The sequence below is a fragment of the Streptomyces sp. NPDC002640 genome (genome assembly GCF_053592575.1).
Genome location: NZ_JBSFVZ010000042.1, coordinates 14,421 through 32,337, shown reverse-complemented (window position 1 = coordinate 32,337; position 17,917 = coordinate 14,421). Strand labels below are relative to the sequence as shown.

Here is a 17,917-nt window from a genome sequence, read left to right as displayed (position 1 = left end):
GTGTACGTGCTGCCCAAGCACCTCGACGAGAAGGTCGCCGCGCTGCACCTGGACGCGCTCGGTGTGAAGCTCACCAAGCTCCGCCCGGAGCAGGCTTCCTACATCGGCGTCGAGGTCGAGGGCCCCTTCAAGCCGGATCACTACCGCTACTGAGCATCCGGCGGCACTGGCGTCGTCATCGGTCCTCCCGGCGTTCGCGCCCGGAGGACCGATGACGAACGCCCGCCGACTCCGGAGGGGGACGGAGCGGGGCCGGCGGGCGGTCCAGTGCCCTGGGAGACCTCGCAGCAGGCCGTCCCGAAGCAAGCCGAGCCTCCCGCCCGCACCTCGACGGCGGCTCGCGTGACGCCGGAAGGCACCCACGCGGTCACGCTTCGACCGGCGCTCCGACCGGCTTCGAGCGGGACGGCGCAGACTCGGGCCTTGTTGGCCCACACGGCCGGAAGGGGAGCCCCATGACCGCCCTGCACGACAAGCCGGTCCGGCAGCCGCGTGGCACGGTCGCCGAGCTCGCGGCCATCCGCGACACAGTGAGCCGGGGCCCGAGCGAGAAGGCCACCCAGGCGCAGCACGCCAAAGGCAAACTCACCGCCCGGGAGCGGCTGGCGCTCCTCTTCGACGACGGTGCGTTCACCGAGGTCGAAGGGCTGCGGAGACACCGGGCGAGCGGCTTCGGCCTGGAGGACAGACGCCCGTACACCGACGGCGTGGTCATCGGCTGGGGCCGGGTGTTCGGCCGTGTCGTCTTCGCGTACGCCCACGACTTCAGGATCTTCGGCGGCTCCCTCGGCGAGGCGCATGCCGAGAAGATCCACAAGATCATGGACATGGCCGCCGCCGCTGGAGCTCCGGTAGTGGGCCTCTGCGACGGTGCCGGAGCGCGTATCCAGGAAGGCGTGACCGCTCTCGCCGGCTACGGCGGCATCTTCCAGCGGAACGTCCGCAATTCCGGGGTCATCCCGCAGATCAGCGTGATGATGGGCCCCTGCGCGGGCGGGGCGGCCTATTCCCCGGCGCTGAGCGACTTCGTGTTCATGGTGCGCGGCACCTCACAGATGTTCATCACCGGGCCGGACGTGGTGAAGGCCGTCACCGGCGAGCAGATCAGCCAGGACGAACTGGGCGGGGCCGACACCCACGCCTCCCTCTCCGGCGTCGCCCAGTTCACCTACGACGACGAGGACAGCTGCCTCGCCGATGTCCGCTACCTGCTGTCCTTCCTGCCCTCCAACAACCGCGAGCTGCCGCCCGTGCAGCCCAGTGCCGACCAGCCCGACCGGCTCACCCCGGCACTGCGCGACATGGTGCCGGCCGACCCGAAGAGCTCGTACGACATCCGCGCCGTCATCGAGGAGTTCGTCGACGCCGGTGACTTCTTCGAGGTGCACGAAGCCTGGGCGCCCAACGTGGTGTGCTGCCTGGCCCGTCTGGACGGCCATGTGGTCGGCATCGTCGCCAACCAGCCCGCCGCGCTCGCCGGTGTCCTCGACATCAAGAGCAGCGAGAAGGCGGCTCGTTTCGTCCAGTTCTGCGACTCCTTCAGCATCCCGCTCGTGACGCTGGTGGACGTGCCGGGCTTCCTTCCCGGCGTCGACCAGGAGCACGAGGGCATCATCCGGCACGGGGCGAAGCTTCTCTATGCCTACTGCAACGCCACCGTTCCCCGCATCCAGCTGATCCTGCGGAAGGCCTACGGGGGCGCCTACATCGTCATGGACTCACGCTCCATCGGCTCCGATCTCTCGCTGGCCTGGCCCGGAAACGAGATCGCCGTGATGGGCGCGGAAGGGGCCGCGAACATCATCTTCCGCCGCGAGATCGCTGCTGCGGCCGATCCTGACTCCGCCCGCACGCGGCACATCAAGGAGTATCAGGAACAGCTCATGCACCCGTACTACGCCGCGGAACGCGGCCTGGTCGACGATGTCATCGACCCCGCAGAGACGCGCGCGAGACTGATTGACGCGCTTGAGGTCCTGCGCACCAAGTACGTGGAGCAGCCTTCTCGCAAGCATGGCAACCAGCCTCAGTAGCGCTCTGACCTGGAAATATAGGTATCTCTGTAGGTAGAGATATAGGTAGACGCATAGGTTGTCTAGAAGGCTGACGCATAGCTAGACAAGTAGGCAAACGCATAGCTAGACAACAAGGTACACAAGTAGCCAGGCGAGTAGCTGACTCAATAGGCGGGGCGGTATCTAGATAGCTAGCTATATAGGCAGCTAGAGAGGTAGCTAGCTATCTAGATATCTAAGTAGCCAAGTAGCTAGCTAGCCATGCATGCATCTAGCTCACCATCCAGCTTCTTCGACTACTCTTCCTCTAAGCAGTCATTGCATCACTGCACTCACCCTTGCCTCCATCTGCCCTTCGGCCTTCTCGCCAGTCAGTCATCTACTCGACTCACCCTCGATCGAGTCATCTCCTCCTGCGTCTTGCCCATCCAGCACCTCGCTTTTCCTTCCCTCCACCCGCTTGCCTGTTGTCCCTGCCTTCAGCAAGCTCTCTCACATGCTCAGTCGTCATCCCGTCTAGCCTCCATGCGGCTCGCCAACGACCGCTTCACCCACCTCTGCGCCCACCCCACTCTCCGCGCGACCGTCCCGTCGCCCACTCCTCCGTGGCACCACGGCATGACTCCACCCGTCAGCCACTCCACGGATCTTTCTTCTGCTCGCCGACCCCGTCTGCGTGTCGTTCGCCGACCTACCGAGGTCGTCCCCTCGCCTCGCATCCCTCTCGGGAGCGATGCCTGCGTCCTGCCGACGCGCTTCTCAACTACGGTTGTCTTGCGCTCACTTGGCCTTTTGCGGGCCTGCGCGACCATCCTCTGATCGAGGAGCTGAAAGAGCCGTCGGACTGCTTTCACGCCGTGACGACTATCGACCAGGCATGTCGGACTTTCTCCGCCACTCTGGCCGCCTAAGCCTCTCTTTCAACATCACGACGTAGGATGTCGCCCAATCGCAAGGACACCAAGGAGGAGCAGATGCTCACACTCGCCATTCCTTCTCAGAAGGGAGGCGTCGGCAAGACGACCACCACGGTCAATCTCGGCGCCACGCTGGCCCTCAACGGCCAGCGGACCCTGATCGTCGACCTCGAGCCCCAGGCTCAGGCCGGCTCTGCGCTGGGTGTGAACCTGACTCCCGACCAGGGCGAGCACTCTCTCGGATGGCTCATGCAGGCGGCGCTCCAGGGCATCGGCAAGCCCGACGTCCTCCCGCACGTGCAGGACGTCTCCGCCATGCTGGACCCGTTCGACGGTGCCGGCACCCTCGGCGTCCTCGCATCGCTCGAGCACACGATGACGCGGGCCCAGGAGATGTTCGTGACGTCCGACAAGCAGCACATGGGGCTGCTCCGGGACCTCCTGGCCTCCGCGGCGTCGGAGTACGACATCTGTCTGATCGACACGCCGCCGGCCGTCTCCTCCCTCAACCTGGTCGGCCTCAAGGCCGCCGACGCCGTCGTCACCTTGTGCAACCCCGAGTACGCCACGGTCAAGGGAGCGCTGGTCCTACGCGCCGCCGTGCAGCGTCTGTCCGAAGCCGCGGACGACCACAAGCCCGTCTTCCTGGGCGCCTTCCTCAACCGGGCCAACCCGCCCGCTTCCGAGGCCATCGAGGACCTGCACGTCCAGGACATGATGCTGAAGGGCGGGCTCTTCCCCTTCAAGAGCCGCGTCCGCAAGAACCGGCTGATCTCGCGGGCCTACGCCGACGGCGTCCCGGCCGCGGTGTCCAACGCCGGGGGAGTGGGCCGCGTCTACGCGGCGCTGGCCAACGAGCTCCTGACGCGCCTGCGGACTCCGCGGGACCAGTGGGACCTCCCGGCGCCGCGTGTCGAGGACGACCAGGAGGCGGCGGTGACGGCCAATGCCTAGCGCAGGCAGGAAGCGCAGGCAGGCGCCGGCGGTCGACGCGCTGATGGCCGGCCCCGCCTTCGCCGGGGCGGAAGACCTCATCAGCAACTCGGTCTTCGGCAACGCCACGGCCCCTGCGGCCACGCCTCCCGCAGCGACGCCCGACACCGTCCAGAAGCCCGAGCCCCAGACGGACTCCGCCGAAGAGCTCTCCCAGGAGAAGGTCGAGGAGGACGCCAAGGCCGCTGCTCCCGCACCGGCGCCGACCGCGCCCGCGCCCGCGCCCACCGTCCCGGAGCAGGCGGCGCCTCCCGTGCCGCAGCCGCCGGCCGCGGCGCCGGTGCTCGAACAGGCCGCCGCGCAGCCCCCGCAGAGGCCCCGCGAGCCCCAGAAGCCGCTGGAGCCGCAGGCCGTGACGCCGCCGACGCCCGCGCACCCGGCGCCCGTGCAGCCGGCACCCCAGCAGCCGTCCCGGCCGGAGCCGGAGCCGATCCCCGCCGAGGTCGCCCCCACGGAGGCCGCCCCCGCCGCGGAACAGGCCCCCGCGGAAGAACCCGTGCAGCACAAGTCCGCCGCGCCGGCCCGCAAGGCGAAGGACGGCGAGCGACGCCGGAAGGCGAAGCCGGAGGGCAGCGAGGCCCACCGGGCGGTGGCGACCTCCTGGAAGGGCTCGATGCTCGACCTGCAGCTCGGCACGCGGAACTGGCAGGCAGTCCCCGTACGGCTCGCCGAAGGCCTCGCCGAGGAGCTGACCCGTCGCGCGGTCGACGACACGGACGCCACCGGGAAGCGGATGACGCAGGCGCACTACGTGGACGCGGCCTTCCGGCGCCACCTGCCCGAGACGCTGGACGAACAGGTCAGTCTCGCAGAAAAATACCTGACCGAAGGCAACGTCGGTTCGAAGGGCAAGCAGTCCACCTACCGACTCGGCCCCGATGTGGCGTCAAAAGTGCGCGCGTTGCCGCACGAAATGAAACGAGCCGGTCGCCCTCGCACCGCCGTTCACGTGTCCAGCGCGGTGGTCCAGGCGCTGTTGAAGGAGCTCGAGAACGACGGTCCACTGGCCTTCCCGGACGAGTAGACACGAGCAGATACCCCCTTGAGGGCCCCCTGGCGGACAGCCAGGGGGCCCTCTGTCATTGCTCTGACCTGCACTCATAGGCAGACAGGTAGGCAGCTCGATAGGCAGACCGATAGGTAGATAGCTAGCTATCCACCTATCTACCTAGCTAGCTACGCAGCTATCCGTCCATCCCCCCTTCGCCCCGTTGATCGAATCGATCCTTGCATCATCCACGGATCTATCAACACGGCGTGACACTTCGAACGAACGACTGAAAGGTGAGAAACGCACAAAACGCCCAATCAGGGGACTTGGCTCAGGAGGGCGTTGATACGGCGTAACATCTGGCTACGTCAGGCCTCTGTAGGTCTGACGCACCACCGCCGGCCAGACAGGAGAACCAGAACCATGGGTGCACCGACCGAGACACGACGCGGACGCTCGCCCCACGCGGTGTCCACCGCGGCGGACGTCAACGCCCGCTGGGCCCGCCTGGCCATAGAACGAGGTCTCCTCGACCCGCACGCGCTCGAAGGCGAGGACGTCATCGTCGTGAAGGCGTTGGCCTTCCTCAACCAGATCGTCTGGCCCGGCCAACGACGCGACCCCAAGGACGTCAAGGAACTCGACCTCTGGCAGATCCTCGCCCTCAACACCGTCAGGGACGCGCTCGTCGGCGGCGAGGCCAACCCCCACACCACCGTGTGGGTCGACTCCAAGGGCTCGTTCGTCACCCACACGCAGCAGGAGGCAGCCGCCTACGCGGCCCGCTCCACCGGCCACGACCTGACCGCGGTACGGATCCCGGTCGGCGCCTGGGCGGCCGCGCTGCCCCACCCCTTCGAGATCCGGCAACTCGGCGACTCACCGGCGGTGCGACTCGTCGCCCAGGCGGCGGGCGCCCCCGTCTCGCTGCTGCACCGCCTGGCGGACGCCGACCTCGCCGACCTCCACGACCTCACCCACCACGACGTCATCCTGCTCAAGGTCGCCAACAGCCTTCAGGGCCTCTGGCTGACCGAAGACGTCGGCGGCCACCCCGAACGCAACTTCCCCAGCTGGCTCGCGCACGCCATCACGACCGTCCGCACGGCCCTGGAGAGCGGGGACTGCACCCCCGAGAGCAACGTCTGGGTCGTCCCCAACGCCACCCACGTCACCCACACCCTCGGGCAGGCGGCCCAGTGGCTGGTCGACAGCTCCCACGGACCGCACCACATCTTCAAGCTCCCGCTCGGGTCGTGGATCACCCGCATCCCGGACCCCTTCGTCCAGTGACCGGGGCTGTGCCCACAAGCGGGTCTGTGCCCACGAGCGGGCCCTCAGGCAGCCCCACAAGCAGGCCCGTGCCCACAAACAAGAACGGCGGCCTCCGCAAGGAAGACCGCCGCTCTCTCCCGCGCCGGATACGCCGGCGCGAATCGCAAGGACCCCACCAGTATGCACGCCGTCCCGGCCCGCCCTCCGTAATGGTGCCCGCGCGGCTCAGCCCGTGCCTGATTCCGGCCGGAGGCACACGCCTCGACGAACACGGAACGAGGCGCGGTGTGATGCGGACATCGCCCGGACCACACCGCGCCTACGCGAGGGGAGACGAGGCCAGTTGACCTGACATCTCCGTGCGCCCAGCCCTCACTCCAAGCTTCCCGGCCGGACGGGCTGAAGCGCTGGGTTACCCCTCATTCCTCACTCTCATTATGGAGCATGCGCCACCGTGATCGTCCCTTCCATGGCTGACGTCGCGCACCGACCGGCACGACGAACCCCTCAGCCGCCCCCCCGCACCTCCGCGAGCAGGCCGCGGAACACGCCGGCCGACCAGCCCGGCCCCCCTCCCCAGGCCGCCCCCGGACACCCGCTCTGCCTCGGCCGCTCCATGCGCACCGCCCTGCGCACCGCGATCCACGCCCTGCTGCGGCACCCCACCTTGAGCGACGCCCCCCACTCGGCCCGGGCGGCCGCCGTGGTGCTCCTCGCGAAGACCAACGCGGGCAGCGGGCACGCCTCCCTGACCACGTCCGAGCTGGGGCGCTGGCTGGGTTGCAGTGCCTCGCACGTCAACCACACCGTCCTGCCCGAACTCCGTGACGGCGCCGCCGAGGTCGAGCCCCAGCGCGGCGCGGACGGTTTCGTGGAAGGTCTGCTGTGGCGCCTTCTGCCCTTCGCCGCCGCCCGGAAGCTCGGCGGCCCGAGCGACCCGCTGGCGCTCTCCCGGGCCGAACTCGCCACTCTCCTCCGCCTCTGCGAGGCCTTGTTCGGCCCGGGCTGGGCGCCACCGGGCAAGTCCCCGGTCCCGGCGGGAGAATTGGCTCGTTTCCGTGGTCACGGCGCGTCCGCGTTGCGGCTGGCCGGGTTGCTGCTCGCCCTCGAGGCACGGAGTGACGGCTGGGTCCGCATGCGCGCCGGACGCCTCCCCGTCGGCCCGACCGGCGTGGCGGGACGCGAGGACGGCTGGCTGCGGGCGGACGTGACGGTCGCCGGGCTGCTGGGATGCGCGGTGCCGACCGCGGCCCGCATCGTGGACCGGCTGGTGACTGCGGGGCTGCTGGAAGTCGTCGCTGGCGGCCGCCCGGGCCGGGACCGTCTGCGTGTCCTGCCGGTGGCGGCCGCGTACGCCCAGCTGCGTAGGGAAGCCGCCTGGGAAAAGACCGCGGTCGAGCCGGAACCGGAACCCGAGCCGAAGCCCGAGCCGGAGCCGAACTCCGCGCCACCCGCGTCCCCCTGTGGTTGTTCCTGCGCCTGCGCTGCCGGGGACGACGAGGAGACCGTGCGGCTGTCGGGGCCCGGGTGGCAGCAGTTGGGCTTCGACACCTGTGTGACTGACGATGTCTCTGCATCCAGTGATTCGAACTCCCCCGAGAACGCGTTTCCCCAAGTGCCGCACGGAGTCCCGGATTCCGGAGCCGCCGACGGACCTGCAGAGTTCCACACTCACCACGCTCCTGTGACCCCCCCGTCCTCGTCGCCGACCAGGTTGTCTTCCGGTTTTTCCGGCTCCGCCGTCAGGGGCGGAGGCCGTCTGCGGGAACGCGCACCCGCACGCGAGGATTGCCCTCCCGCCGCTCCCGGGAGCCGGACCGCGAACCGTGGCCCTGGCGGTGTCCCGCTGCGCGGGGAGAAGCCGACGACCGGCACCAGGCACCACACCTCGGTAACGGCGGCTGAGCTCCGTCTCCCCGCAGGTCTCGAGGTGGCCCTGGCCCCCGTGGCCTGGCTGTGGGCCGGGCTCGCCGCTGGACGGGTGCGGTGGCTGACCGGCATCGTGCGGGCGGAGCTGGTGCGGCTGGAAGGCCTCCTGGGCTCCGCCGCGGCCGCACAGCACGCCCTCGCCGCCCGTCTGCAGCGCAGGCTCAACGCCCAGGGCGGCGTGGCGGTCCGCGACTTCGCCGCCTGGCTGATCGGACGGGGCCTGCCGCAGCGGGCCGGATGCTGGTCGGTGCTCTGCGACGACGGCCTGCGGCTCGACGTCGGCGCGGAGTGCGAGAGCTGCACGTGCCTGGTCGCCGATCGACGCGGTGCCCGGCGGGCGGCTGCCGCGGAGGTGAACCGGCGGCACCCCGGCGCGCCCGCGCCGGAACGGCAGGTCCTGGTGGACACCGAGCTCCGGGACCGCTGGCAACGGCAGCTGACCCGGGACCGAGCACGCCACGAGGCGGCTGTGGCCCTGAGGGAACGACGTGACCGTGCCCTGGCCGAGCGCAAGGCGGCGGCACACACCGAGACCGCGCCTGCTGGTGCTCCCTGCGTGCACTGCGGGGCCGAGGACGTGGGCGGGGAGTGCCTGCCGTGCGTCCTCGCCGCCGGAACACGTCGTGGCGTCACGGAGGCCGTGGAGCTGGCCCTCACCCGGGTCGCCGACGAAGGGCCGGACGCCGTGCGGGCGACGGTCGCCGAGACGGAGGCCGAGGTCCGGGCCGCTGTGCGGGAAGCAGGCACCCAGGCGGTCGCGGATGCTCCGGACGGGCCCGGCGCGGCGCTTGCCCGCGCGTTCGCGGAACGCGAGCGGGCCCGTGCCCTGGTCGACGAGTACCGTGCGCGGGTCGCCGCCGAACTGGAGGACTCGCCCGTCGTGCGGGCCGAGCTCGAGCAGCTGCGCCGCGCGGTACTGCGACGTGTCCGGCCCGTGACGGAGGCCGCCCTCCGCCGGGCGGACGACGTGGCGGCGGACGCCCGCGGCAGGGTCGTCGAGGACCTCTTGCGGCGACGTCTGGCGGTGGTGCGGCAGGCCCGGACGTCCGGGCCGGAGGAGGGCGACCGGCAGGCATGGGCCGCCCGCCTGGAGGAGCTCGCCGCACGCCCGTTGTGCGAGCCGGTCGCGTGACGGCCGCGTGCAGCGACCTCACGACCCCGCGATCCCGTGATGCCTCGCCACCGATGGCCTGGCATGCGCCAGTGCCGGCCGACTCCCTACGTATACCTGCCCACGCCGTTCGGCAGGGTGAAGCGGAACGCGCCGCCGCCACTGCCGAGCTGGACCCAGAGATGGCCGGGCTGGGCGACGGCACGCAGGGCGATGTCGGCGCAGCCGGGGCAGCGGCCCGTGAGGCCGGGTTCGGGCCCGTAGACGTGCAACTGACCGAGCGTGGAGGGCATCCGGCACCGGGGGCACAGGCGCCAGGCGGTCGTGGGATCGACGGCGAACACCTCGGAGAGCGGCCCGGCCAGAGCGTTCCCGTCGAGGTAGGAGGGGCGGTGCTGGGTCACGTCGGTCTCCTCTGTGTCACGTTCGGAATGGCGGGTCAGCCGTAGCGTTCCGTGCGGATCAGGTCGGCCGGGTGTCCCGCGGCGAGCAGCAGGTCGCTGGTGTGCTCCACGAAGCCGGTGGGCCCGCAGACGTAGCAACGACTGCCCGCGGGCGCCGGCAGACCGTCGAGGTCCGCGGCCCCGATCCGCCCGACGGGGCGAGCGGATCCCGGCGGCGCCTCGCGGGTGTGGAGGACGCGCACCGACACGAAAGGCGGCGCGGCGGCCAGTTCGTCGGCGTACCAGAGCTCGCTTTGGGTGCGGACGGAGTACAGCAGGGTGCACGGCGCGTCGGAGCGCACCTGGCGGCGGGCCCGCAGAATGGCCATGAGGGGCACCACCCCACTGCCGCCGCCGGCGAGCAGCAGCGGGCCGTCGAACGTGCCGTCCCACACGAACCAGCCGCCCAGCGGGCCCTTCATCTCGACCCGCGCGCCCACCGGCAGAACCTCGGCCAGGTACGGGGAGACCTCTCCCCCCGGTGTGGACTGCACCCCCAGTTCGACCGTCTCGCCGTCGGCGGGAGCCGCCAGGGAGTAGCTGCGCACGGCCTGGTAGCCGTCGTCCGCGGTGAGCCGGACGTCGACGTGCTGACCCGGCAGGTGGCCGGGCCAGCCAGGCACGCGGAAACGCAGGGTGCGTCCGGTCGCCGTCTGGTTCTCGCGCTGCTCCAGCCGGGCCGGCCGCCAGCCGCCCGAGGCAGCCGGCCCGGCCGTGGCGGTAGGGGCACCGGCCATCAGTCGCTCCAGGTGCGCTGTTCGCGCCAGGGGTCGCCGTAGTCGTGGTAGCCGGCCGCCTCCCAGAAACCGGGCTCGTTCCGGTCGGTCAGGCGCACGCCCTTGACCCACTTGGCGGACTTCCAGAAGTACAGGTGCGGGACGAGCAGACGGGCCGGTCCGCCGTGCTCGGGGGAGAGGGCGAAACCGTCGAAGGAGTGGGCCACCCAGGCCTTACCCCCGGTGACGTCCTCCAGGGGCAGGTTCGTGGTGTAGCCGTCGTAGGACTCGGCGACGACGAAGCCGGCGGCGGTGTCCACCCCGTCGAGAAGGACGTCCAGGGACACGCCCTGCCAGCGGGTGTCGAACTTCGACCAGCGGGTGACGCAGTGGATGTCGACGACAGGGTGTTCCTGGGGCAGGGCCATCATCTCGTCCCAGCTCCAGGACCGGGTGCCGCCCGCAGCGTCGGTGACCGTGAAGGACCACCGCTCCGTCGCCAGGTGCGGGGTGGGGCCCGCGGACAGGACGGGGAAGGACTCGGTCGGGTACTGGCCGGGAGGCAGCCGCCCTTCGAACGCGTGGGTCTTGCCCCGGAAGCCCGGTGAGAACTCCGTCATGCGTCAGATCCTTCCGGTCGAGGTGCCACTCGAGGCGGCCACAGACCCACGCAGACCGTCCGGTGGAACAGGGCTCCCCCTCTCCGGCCGGATCGGAACCGCGCAGACTTGGGCACCGCGTGCAGGCAGCAGATCCGGGGCGTTCCGTGCAGGCGTCCGCTCCCGGTTCCTCCCTCCATGGTCACGACGGGCACCGTGGCCGCAACCGGAGGCCGACTCCCGCACCGGGTCGGAAGGCCCCGGCCGGCGCCCCAGCAGCAGGGCAGCCGTTCGTATGCTCTGACCATGCACGCCCGCCCCCGCCCCGCGACCGCTCGATGACGAACGACGCCCCCGGACCGCTCACCCTGCGCCGCCTGCTCGACTACGACGAGGACGGCATCCTGCGCCTGGTCCTCGCCCCGCACGGCTTCGACGTCGAGGTCGCCGGGGTGGTCATCGGCGACGAAGGCCCCGACGCGGTCCACCACGGCCGGGTCCTGCTCGCCACCGGCCTGGACCCCGACGCCGCCGGGGCCCCGGAGACCGTACGCGAAGCAGCCCGGCGCGGGGCCGCCGCCCTGGTGCTGCGCGCCCCCGGCGAGCAGCCTCCGCAGGCCCTCGTCGACGCGGCCCGCACCGGCGGCATCGCCCTGTTCGCGCGCGCCGACTGGGCGGACTGGAACGACACCGTCGAACTGCTGCGCGCCGCCGCCGCGTTCGCCGAGGCGGGCACCGCCGACCCGCTCGCGCAGCACGCCGCCGCCGGCGGGCTGCACCGCCTCGTCACCGTCGCCGCGGGCTACTGCGGCGGCTCCATCACCGTCGAGGACAACCAGTTCCGGGTCGTCGCCCACTCGGCGACCAGCCCCGACGCCGACGGACTGCGGCAGTCGACGATCCTCGGCGGCCGGGTCCCCGAATGGCGCGTGGCCGAGATGCGCCGCAGCGGACTCCTGCGCGCCCTGTGGACGTCCCGCGACGTGATCCACCGGCCCGCCCGGGGCGAGGAACCGGAACGGCTGATCGTCGCCGTCCGGCGCGGCGGCGAACTGCTCGGCTCCCTGTGGGCCGCGGCCGACGGCGGGCAGCTCTCCGAGGACGCACCCGAGGTCCTGCGGCGCGCCGCGGAGATCGCGGTGCCCTACCTGGCGCGGCACCGCCTGAGCGCGGACACCGGCCGCCGCCGGGAGAACCACGCCCTGCGCGGACTGCTGCGCCAGGAGGGCGACGCACGCACCCACCTGTGGACGCTCGGTCTCGAGCCCGACACCCCGTGCGCGGTCGTCGTCGCCGCCCACGACGCCCCGCCCGGCCCCGTGCCGGACCGCACCCTGATGGCGCTCGCCCTGCAGGCCGTGGCCCACCGGGCGAGCGCCCGCACCGTCCGCGAACGGCACCACCTGACCGTCCTGCTGCCGGTGCCCGACGGCGATTCCCAGGAGGCCCTCACCCTCGCCCGGGAACTCGCCGCCCTCGCCGCCGCCATGCCCGACGCCCCCGCCGTCTGGGCCGGCGCGGGCGACGTCGTCGACTCGCCCCTGGACGCCGCCCGCTCCCAGGACGAGGCACTCCTCGTCGCCCGGGTCCTGCGGGAGCGCGAGGGACGTGAGGGGCGCGACGCACGGCCGGGCGGCCCGGCACGGCACGAAACCGCCACCCCGGCACCGTCCCCGTCCCCGACCTCGGCACAGGCCCCGGACGGACTGCCGCCGGTCCGGCACGCGGGACTCGCCACGACCGCGCAGGCCGTGACCGCGCTGCGCTTCCTCGACGCCGCCCGGCCCGTGTGGCGTGAACACGGGGGAGCGGTCCGCGACCTCCTGCGGGCCGACCTCGCCGCCGGCGGTGACCTGCTCCGCTCCCTGGCCGCCTTCCTCGACGCCTCCGGCGACATCCCGCGCGCCGCCGCACGGCTGACACTCCACCCCAACACCCTGCGCTACCGCCTCCGCCGGGTCCGCGAACGCTTCGGCATCGACCTCGACGACCCGGACACCCGCCTCCTGGTCACCCTGGCCGTCCGCCTGGAGGCCACCGGCGGCGATTCCTCCGACGATCCACTGATCTGACCGGTTCCGCCCGCCCTTTGTCCTCTGGCACAACAAGCCCACCCCCCTTCGGCCGCACGGACAAAGACCACGGCCCATACTCCGGTCCACCCTTTTGTCACCCGCCACCCCTCCCGAAGGCCGTGACCGTGACCCTGCTCGCGCACCCCCACGCCGACCACCCCGACCACGCCCACCACCCCGACCTGCCCTGCGCCCCTCCGGCCGCGACCACCACCGCCGACCGGACCGGGACCGTCCTGCGCCACGCCCTCGACCACGGACTGCTGTCCGACGAGCAGCCCGTCGCCGGCTTCCTCGACGTGGACCACATCCGCCGGCAGGTCGCCTCCCTGCAGGCCGCGTTCGCCGACGCGCCCGACACGCTCCACACCTTCGCCGCCAAGGCGTCCTCGCTGGTGCCGGTCCTGCGCCTGCTCGCCGAGGACGGCATGGGCTGCGAGGTCGCCAGCCCCGGCGAACTGCGCCTGGCCCTCGACGCCGGCTTCCCGCCCGCCAGGATCGTCCTCGACTCGCCCGCCAAGACCCGCACCGAGATCACCGAGGCCCTCCGCCTGGGCGTCGCCCTCAACGCGGACAACCTCGACGAACTAGAGCGGATCGACGCCCTCCGCGAGCCCGGCTGCTCCTCCGTCATCGGTCTGCGCGTCAACCCGCAGGTCGGCGGCGGCGCCATCGGCGCGATGAGCACCGCCACCGCCACCTCCAAGTTCGGAGTCGCCCTGCGCGACGAGGGAGCCCGCGCACGCGTCGTCGACGCCTTCGCCCGCCGCCCCTGGCTCACCCGGCTGCACGCCCACGTCGGCTCCCAGGGCTGCCCGCTCGAGCTCATCGCCGAGGGGATCGCCGAAACCCACCGCCTCGCCGAGGAGATCAACACGGTCCTCGGCCGCCGTCAGATCACCAGCCTCGACATCGGCGGAGGGCTCCCGGTCAACTTCACCGACGACACCGTCCGCCCCACCTACCAGGACTACACCGCGGCACTGCGCACCGCCGTGCCCGACCTCTTCGACGGCCGCTACGCGCTCGTCACCGAGTTCGGCCGCTCACTGCTCGCCAAGAGCGGCTTCATCGCCGCCCGCGTCGAATACGTCAAGGAGGCCGGCGGCCGCCGGATCGCCGTCACCCACGCCGGTGCCCAGACCGCCACCCGCACCACCCTGATGCCCGACGCCTGGCCGCTGCGCGTCGGAGCCTTCGACGCCGACGGGCACCCCAAGCGGACCCCCCTGCGCGCCCAGGACGTCGCCGGCCCCTGCTGCTTCGCCGGTGACGTCGTCGCCACCGACCGCGAACTGCCCCTGCTGGAGGAGGGCGACCACGTCGTGCTGTACGACACCGGCGCCTACTACTTCTCCACCCCCTGGGCCTACAACAGCCTCCCCCGCGTGGGCGTCCACGGCTACCGCGCCGACGGCGACCAGGTGCACAGCACCCCCGTCCGCGACCCGCAGACCCTCGACGAGATCGCCGCGGAGAGCGGCGCCCGCCACACGTCAGGCCTCGTCACCCTCGCCACCCGCCCCGCGACCACTCCCGAGGCCCGGTGACCACCATGGGAGCGGACGCGGACGCCCCCGCCCCGCGGGCCAGGCCCACGCGCCCCCTGCACCGCACCCCGGCCCCCTACCTCGCCGTCCCCGCACTCGCCGTCAGCGTCACCGTCGGCCTCTCGACCGACGCGCCGACGCTGTGGGGCCTGCTGCCGGTCGTCCTCTACGCCGTCCTCGCCCTCACCGGCGCCGACCTCGCCCTCGCCACCGCGGTCGCGCTCCTCAGCGCCCTCCTCCTCGCCCTGCCCGCCCCCGGCACCGCCGTGGACGTGCTCGGCGGCACCCTCACCGACCCGGTCACCCTCATCGGCCTGATCATCGTGTTCGGCGCGGCCGTCGGCGAGGTGCTGCGGGTCACCGGCGTGGCCGACGCCCTCGTCCGCGGCATTCTGCGGACCGTCGAGGGCCGCGGCACCACCGCCCTGACCTACGCCATGATGGGCGCCTGCCTGGTCCTGGTGGCCGGGCTCGGCACGCTCGCCGGCGCACTCGCCATCGCCGCGCCGCTGCTCATCCCCGTCGCCGCCCGCGCCGGGCTCACCCGCTCCACCACCGCCGTCACCATGTTCCTCGGCGGCTGCGCGGGCCTCGCCCTCGCCCCCTTCGCCGGCTCCAACATCGCCATCATGCAGACCGCGGACGCCGACTACCCGACCTACCTCGCCGTCGGCGCCGGCCCGCTCGCCCTCCTCTCCCTCGCCCTCGCCGCCGTCGTCGTGCCCTGGGTGCAGCGCCACAGCGCGGCCCGCGGCGACTTCTACCGGCCCGAGGAAGTCACCCGCGCCGACCCCGCCGGCACCATCGACCCCGCCGGCACACGGCCCGACGCCCGCACACGGCGGGCCACCCGCGCCTTCCTCGCCACCCTCGCCGTCACCGTGGCCTACGCCGCCGTGACCCGGGCCGGCACCGTCTTCCCGCTCGTCGCCCTGCCGCTGCTCGCCCTCGTCACCGCCACGGCCGCAGGGCTGTCCCCGGCGCGCACGGCACGCGCGGCCCTGACCGGAGCCCGCCGCATGCTGCCCATGCTGCTGCTCTTCTGGATGCTGGCCGCCCTGTTCGGGTTCGTCGACCTCCTGCGGCCCTACGACGTCGTCCTCGACGCACTCGGGCCCGACCTGCGCGCCATGTCCGCGCTGCCGTTCGCCCTCGCCGTCGCCGCCCTCGGCTGGGTCGGCGTACCGGGGGCCACCGCCGCCCAGGTCATCCTCATCGGCGAGGTCTTCGGCCCGATCGGCGACGAACTCGGCATCGGCCCGGCGGCATGGGTGATCGTCCTCCTGTGGGCGTCCAAGGCCGACACCTACGGGCCCCTGCCGAACGCCAACATGGTCGGCGCCATGGGTCTCGCCCGCGCCGGCCGGCTGCCCTACCTGCTGGGCACCGGATGGGCGCTGCTCGTCCCGGCGTGCGCGCTGTACGCCGTCCTCCTGAACGTCATCCTCTGACCCTCCCTCACCCTCCCTCACCCGCCCCACCCGCCTCACCCGCCCCACCCGCGCCGCCGGGCGGAGTGCGCACCCTCCGTGAAACGAGCTGCCATGCCCGAGACCCCCCGCCACGTCGACCACGACGACGCCCTCGACCTGCTGATCACCGGCGGCACCGTCGTCGACGGGACCGGCGCCGCACCCCGGCGCGCCGACGTCGCCGTCCGCGACGGCCGCATCGTCGACGTCGGCGCCCTCGACCCGGCGGCGCGCGCCACCACGGTGATCGACGCCGCCGGCCTGACGGTCACCCCCGGCTTCATCGACCTCCACTCCCACGCCGACTTCACCCTCCTCGCGACCCCCGACGCCGAGGCATGCCTGCGCCAGGGCGTCACCACCGTCGTCACCGGCAACTGCGGCCTGTCCCCGTTCCCGCACGCCCCCGGTCCGGACGCGGCCCCGGGCGTCACCGCCGACAGCCTCGGCGCGGGGCAGTGGCAGGACGCGGCCGCCTTCGCCGCCGCCGTCCACGAGGCCCGGCCCGCGCTCAACGTCGCCCTCCTCGTCGGCCACGGAGCGCTGCGGACCGCCGTCATGGGCACCGCCCGCACCCAGGCCGACCCGGCCCAGCTCGAGGCCATGCGCGCCCTGCTGGCCACCGCCGCCGAGCAGGGCGCCTTCGGCCTGTCCACCGGACTGATCTACGCCCCCGGATCGTTCGCCGACAACGACGAGATCGTCGCGCTGGCCGCCGAGGCGGCCCGGCACGACCTGCTGTACGCGACCCACATGCGCGACGAGGGCGACCACCTCGTCGAAGCCCTCACCGAGGCGCTCGACACCGCCCGCGCCGCCGGCGTCCGGCTCCAGGTCTCGCACCTGAAGGCCATGGGCCCCGCCAACCACGGCAAGGTCCGCCAGGCCCTCGCACTGATCGAAGCCGCCGCGTCCGACGGACTCGACGTGGCCTGCGACGTCTACCCGTACACCGCCTCCTCCACCCGGCTCACCTCCCGCCTGCCCGGCTGGGCCATGGACGGCGGCCCCACCGCCCTCCTGCGGCACCTCGCCGACCCCGCCACCCGCGCCCGCGTCCTGACAGGCCTTCGGCCCGCCGTCGGCCGCACCTTCCTGCCCGAAGGGGTGATCCTCGCCCAGCTCACCCCGGGCCGCTACAGCGACCGCATCGGCGACAGCATCGCCGACATCGCCCGGGACGAGCAGATCGAGCCCGCCGAGGCCGTCCTCAACGTCCTCGCCGCCCACCACGGCGAGGCCATGATCGTCAACCACGCCATGGCCGAGGACGACGTCGACACCGTCCTGCGCCACCCCTCCACCGCCGTGGCCAGCGACGGCTGGGTACTGCACGCCCCCGGCGACGGCCACCCCCACCCCCGCAACTTCGGCACCTTCGCCCGCGTCCTGGGGCACTACACCCGCGACCGGGGCGTCCTCGAACTCGCCGACGCCGTACGCAGGATGACCTCCCTGCCCGCCTCCCGCCTCCCCCTGCCCGACCGCGGCACCGTGGCTCCCGGCCAGATCGCCGACCTCGTCGTCCTCGACGCTGCTCGGATCACCGACCGCTCCACCTACGCCGAACCGTGGCAGTACGCCACCGGCGTACGGGACGTGCTGGTGGCCGGCGAACCCGTCCTCCGCCACGGCGAACCGACCCACGCCCGCCCGGGCCGCGTCCTGCGCCGGACGCCGCCGACGCCGACGCGACCGGGTCCGCAACGCCCCTGACGTCAAGACAGGCGGCGATACGGCCGGCCGTCCGTACGGAGCAGCACCGGACGGTGTGTCGCCGCCGACGAGATCACGATGAGCATGCGGCGATCACGTCCCGATCGCCTTCCCC

The 17,917-nt window shown here is 72.4% G+C and carries 13 protein-coding genes; 10 read left to right on the top strand and 3 right to left on the bottom strand.

Annotated elements, in window-relative coordinates; translation table 11 throughout:
- The 6 genes from ACWD3O_RS33415 to ACWD3O_RS33390 all read left to right on the top strand — a co-directional run.
- Positions 1 to 153, top strand: a 153-nt coding sequence (locus ACWD3O_RS33415) for an adenosylhomocysteinase (RefSeq protein ID WP_451418481.1), incomplete at its 5' end; no start/stop codon positions are given.
- 302 nt (positions 154 to 455) lie between these two features.
- The gene (locus tag ACWD3O_RS33410) at positions 456 to 2,033 is read left to right on the top strand and encodes an acyl-CoA carboxylase subunit beta (protein ID WP_451413963.1); all 1,578 of its coding nucleotides are present in this window, start codon (positions 456 to 458) and stop codon (positions 2,031 to 2,033) included.
- Positions 2,034 to 2,989: 956 nt separating this feature from the next.
- Positions 2,990 to 3,886 carry a ParA family protein gene (locus ACWD3O_RS33405; protein ID WP_451413962.1) on the top strand — a complete coding sequence of 299 codons (897 nt, stop codon included), beginning with the start codon at positions 2,990 to 2,992 and terminating at the stop codon, positions 3,884 to 3,886.
- The gene (locus ACWD3O_RS33400) at positions 3,879 to 4,949 is read left to right on the top strand and encodes a hypothetical protein (protein ID WP_451418478.1); all 1,071 of its coding nucleotides are present in this window, start codon (positions 3,879 to 3,881) and stop codon (positions 4,947 to 4,949) included. The genes ACWD3O_RS33405 and ACWD3O_RS33400 overlap by 8 nt, the downstream gene beginning before the upstream one ends.
- 390 nt (positions 4,950 to 5,339) lie before the next feature.
- Positions 5,340 to 6,209 (top strand): hypothetical protein, encoded by an 870-nt coding sequence (locus ACWD3O_RS33395; RefSeq protein ID WP_451413960.1) that lies wholly within the window; start codon positions 5,340 to 5,342, stop codon positions 6,207 to 6,209.
- A 451-nt stretch (positions 6,210 to 6,660) separates the two neighbouring features.
- Entirely contained in the window at positions 6,661 to 9,252 is a 2,592-nt protein-coding gene (locus tag ACWD3O_RS33390; RefSeq protein WP_451418477.1) for a hypothetical protein, read from the top strand.
- A gap of 86 nt (positions 9,253 to 9,338) precedes the next feature.
- Here the strand turns inward: ACWD3O_RS33390 and ACWD3O_RS33385 are convergent, their stop codons facing one another.
- The 3 genes from ACWD3O_RS33385 to ACWD3O_RS33375 are packed head-to-tail and all read right to left on the bottom strand — an operon-like array spanning position 9,339 to position 11,010.
- Entirely contained in the window at positions 9,339 to 9,635 is a 297-nt protein-coding gene (locus tag ACWD3O_RS33385) for a DUF6510 family protein (RefSeq protein WP_451418476.1), read from the bottom strand.
- Positions 9,636 to 9,670: 35 nt separating this feature from the next.
- Complete coding sequence (locus ACWD3O_RS33380; protein ID WP_451418475.1) at positions 9,671 to 10,411, bottom strand: ferredoxin reductase; 741 nt, start codon at positions 10,409 to 10,411, stop codon at positions 9,671 to 9,673.
- Complete coding sequence (locus tag ACWD3O_RS33375; protein ID WP_451413956.1) at positions 10,411 to 11,010, bottom strand: sulfite oxidase-like oxidoreductase; 600 nt, start codon at positions 11,008 to 11,010, stop codon at positions 10,411 to 10,413. The genes ACWD3O_RS33380 and ACWD3O_RS33375 overlap by 1 nt, the downstream gene beginning before the upstream one ends.
- Before the next feature lie 317 nt (positions 11,011 to 11,327).
- On the opposite strand from ACWD3O_RS33375, the gene ACWD3O_RS33370 reads away from it, so the two are divergent.
- The 4 genes from ACWD3O_RS33370 (at position 11,328) to ACWD3O_RS33355 (ending at position 17,802) form a co-directional block, all read left to right on the top strand.
- Positions 11,328 to 13,061, top strand: a complete 1,734-nt coding sequence (locus ACWD3O_RS33370) for a PucR family transcriptional regulator (protein WP_451418474.1) — start codon at positions 11,328 to 11,330, stop codon at positions 13,059 to 13,061.
- 185 nt (positions 13,062 to 13,246) lie between these two features.
- Positions 13,247 to 14,614, top strand: a complete 1,368-nt coding sequence (locus ACWD3O_RS33365) for a diaminopimelate decarboxylase (protein WP_451418480.1) — start codon at positions 13,247 to 13,249, stop codon at positions 14,612 to 14,614.
- 5 nt (positions 14,615 to 14,619) lie between these two features.
- Positions 14,620 to 16,065 carry a Na+/H+ antiporter NhaC family protein gene (locus ACWD3O_RS33360; protein WP_451418479.1) on the top strand — a complete coding sequence of 482 codons (1,446 nt, stop codon included), beginning with the start codon at positions 14,620 to 14,622 and terminating at the stop codon, positions 16,063 to 16,065.
- A gap of 93 nt (positions 16,066 to 16,158) precedes the next feature.
- Positions 16,159 to 17,802: an N-acyl-D-amino-acid deacylase family protein gene (locus ACWD3O_RS33355; protein WP_451418473.1), complete on the top strand. Its 1,644-nt coding sequence runs from the start codon at positions 16,159 to 16,161 to the stop codon at positions 17,800 to 17,802.
- The last annotated feature ends 115 nt before the right edge of the window (positions 17,803 to 17,917 follow it).

Excerpts from the sequence above, each read along its gene's own strand:
- ACWD3O_RS33410 (WP_451413963.1), top strand. The coding sequence starts at position 456 with ATGACCGCCCTGCACGACAAGCCGGTCCGGCAGCCGCGTGGCACGGTC.
- ACWD3O_RS33405 (WP_451413962.1), top strand. The coding sequence starts at position 2,990 with ATGCTCACACTCGCCATTCCTTCTCAGAAGGGAGGCGTCGGCAAGACG.
- ACWD3O_RS33400 (WP_451418478.1), top strand. The coding sequence starts at position 3,879 with ATGCCTAGCGCAGGCAGGAAGCGCAGGCAGGCGCCGGCGGTCGACGCG.
- ACWD3O_RS33395 (WP_451413960.1), top strand. The coding sequence starts at position 5,340 with ATGGGTGCACCGACCGAGACACGACGCGGACGCTCGCCCCACGCGGTG.
- ACWD3O_RS33390 (WP_451418477.1), top strand. The coding sequence starts at position 6,661 with ATGGCTGACGTCGCGCACCGACCGGCACGACGAACCCCTCAGCCGCCC.
- ACWD3O_RS33380 (WP_451418475.1), bottom strand. The coding sequence starts at position 10,411 with ATGGCCGGTGCCCCTACCGCCACGGCCGGGCCGGCTGCCTCGGGCGGC.
- ACWD3O_RS33375 (WP_451413956.1), bottom strand. The coding sequence starts at position 11,010 with ATGACGGAGTTCTCACCGGGCTTCCGGGGCAAGACCCACGCGTTCGAA.
- ACWD3O_RS33370 (WP_451418474.1), top strand. The coding sequence starts at position 11,328 with ATGACGAACGACGCCCCCGGACCGCTCACCCTGCGCCGCCTGCTCGAC.
- ACWD3O_RS33360 (WP_451418479.1), top strand. The coding sequence starts at position 14,620 with ATGGGAGCGGACGCGGACGCCCCCGCCCCGCGGGCCAGGCCCACGCGC.
- ACWD3O_RS33355 (WP_451418473.1), top strand. The coding sequence starts at position 16,159 with ATGCCCGAGACCCCCCGCCACGTCGACCACGACGACGCCCTCGACCTG.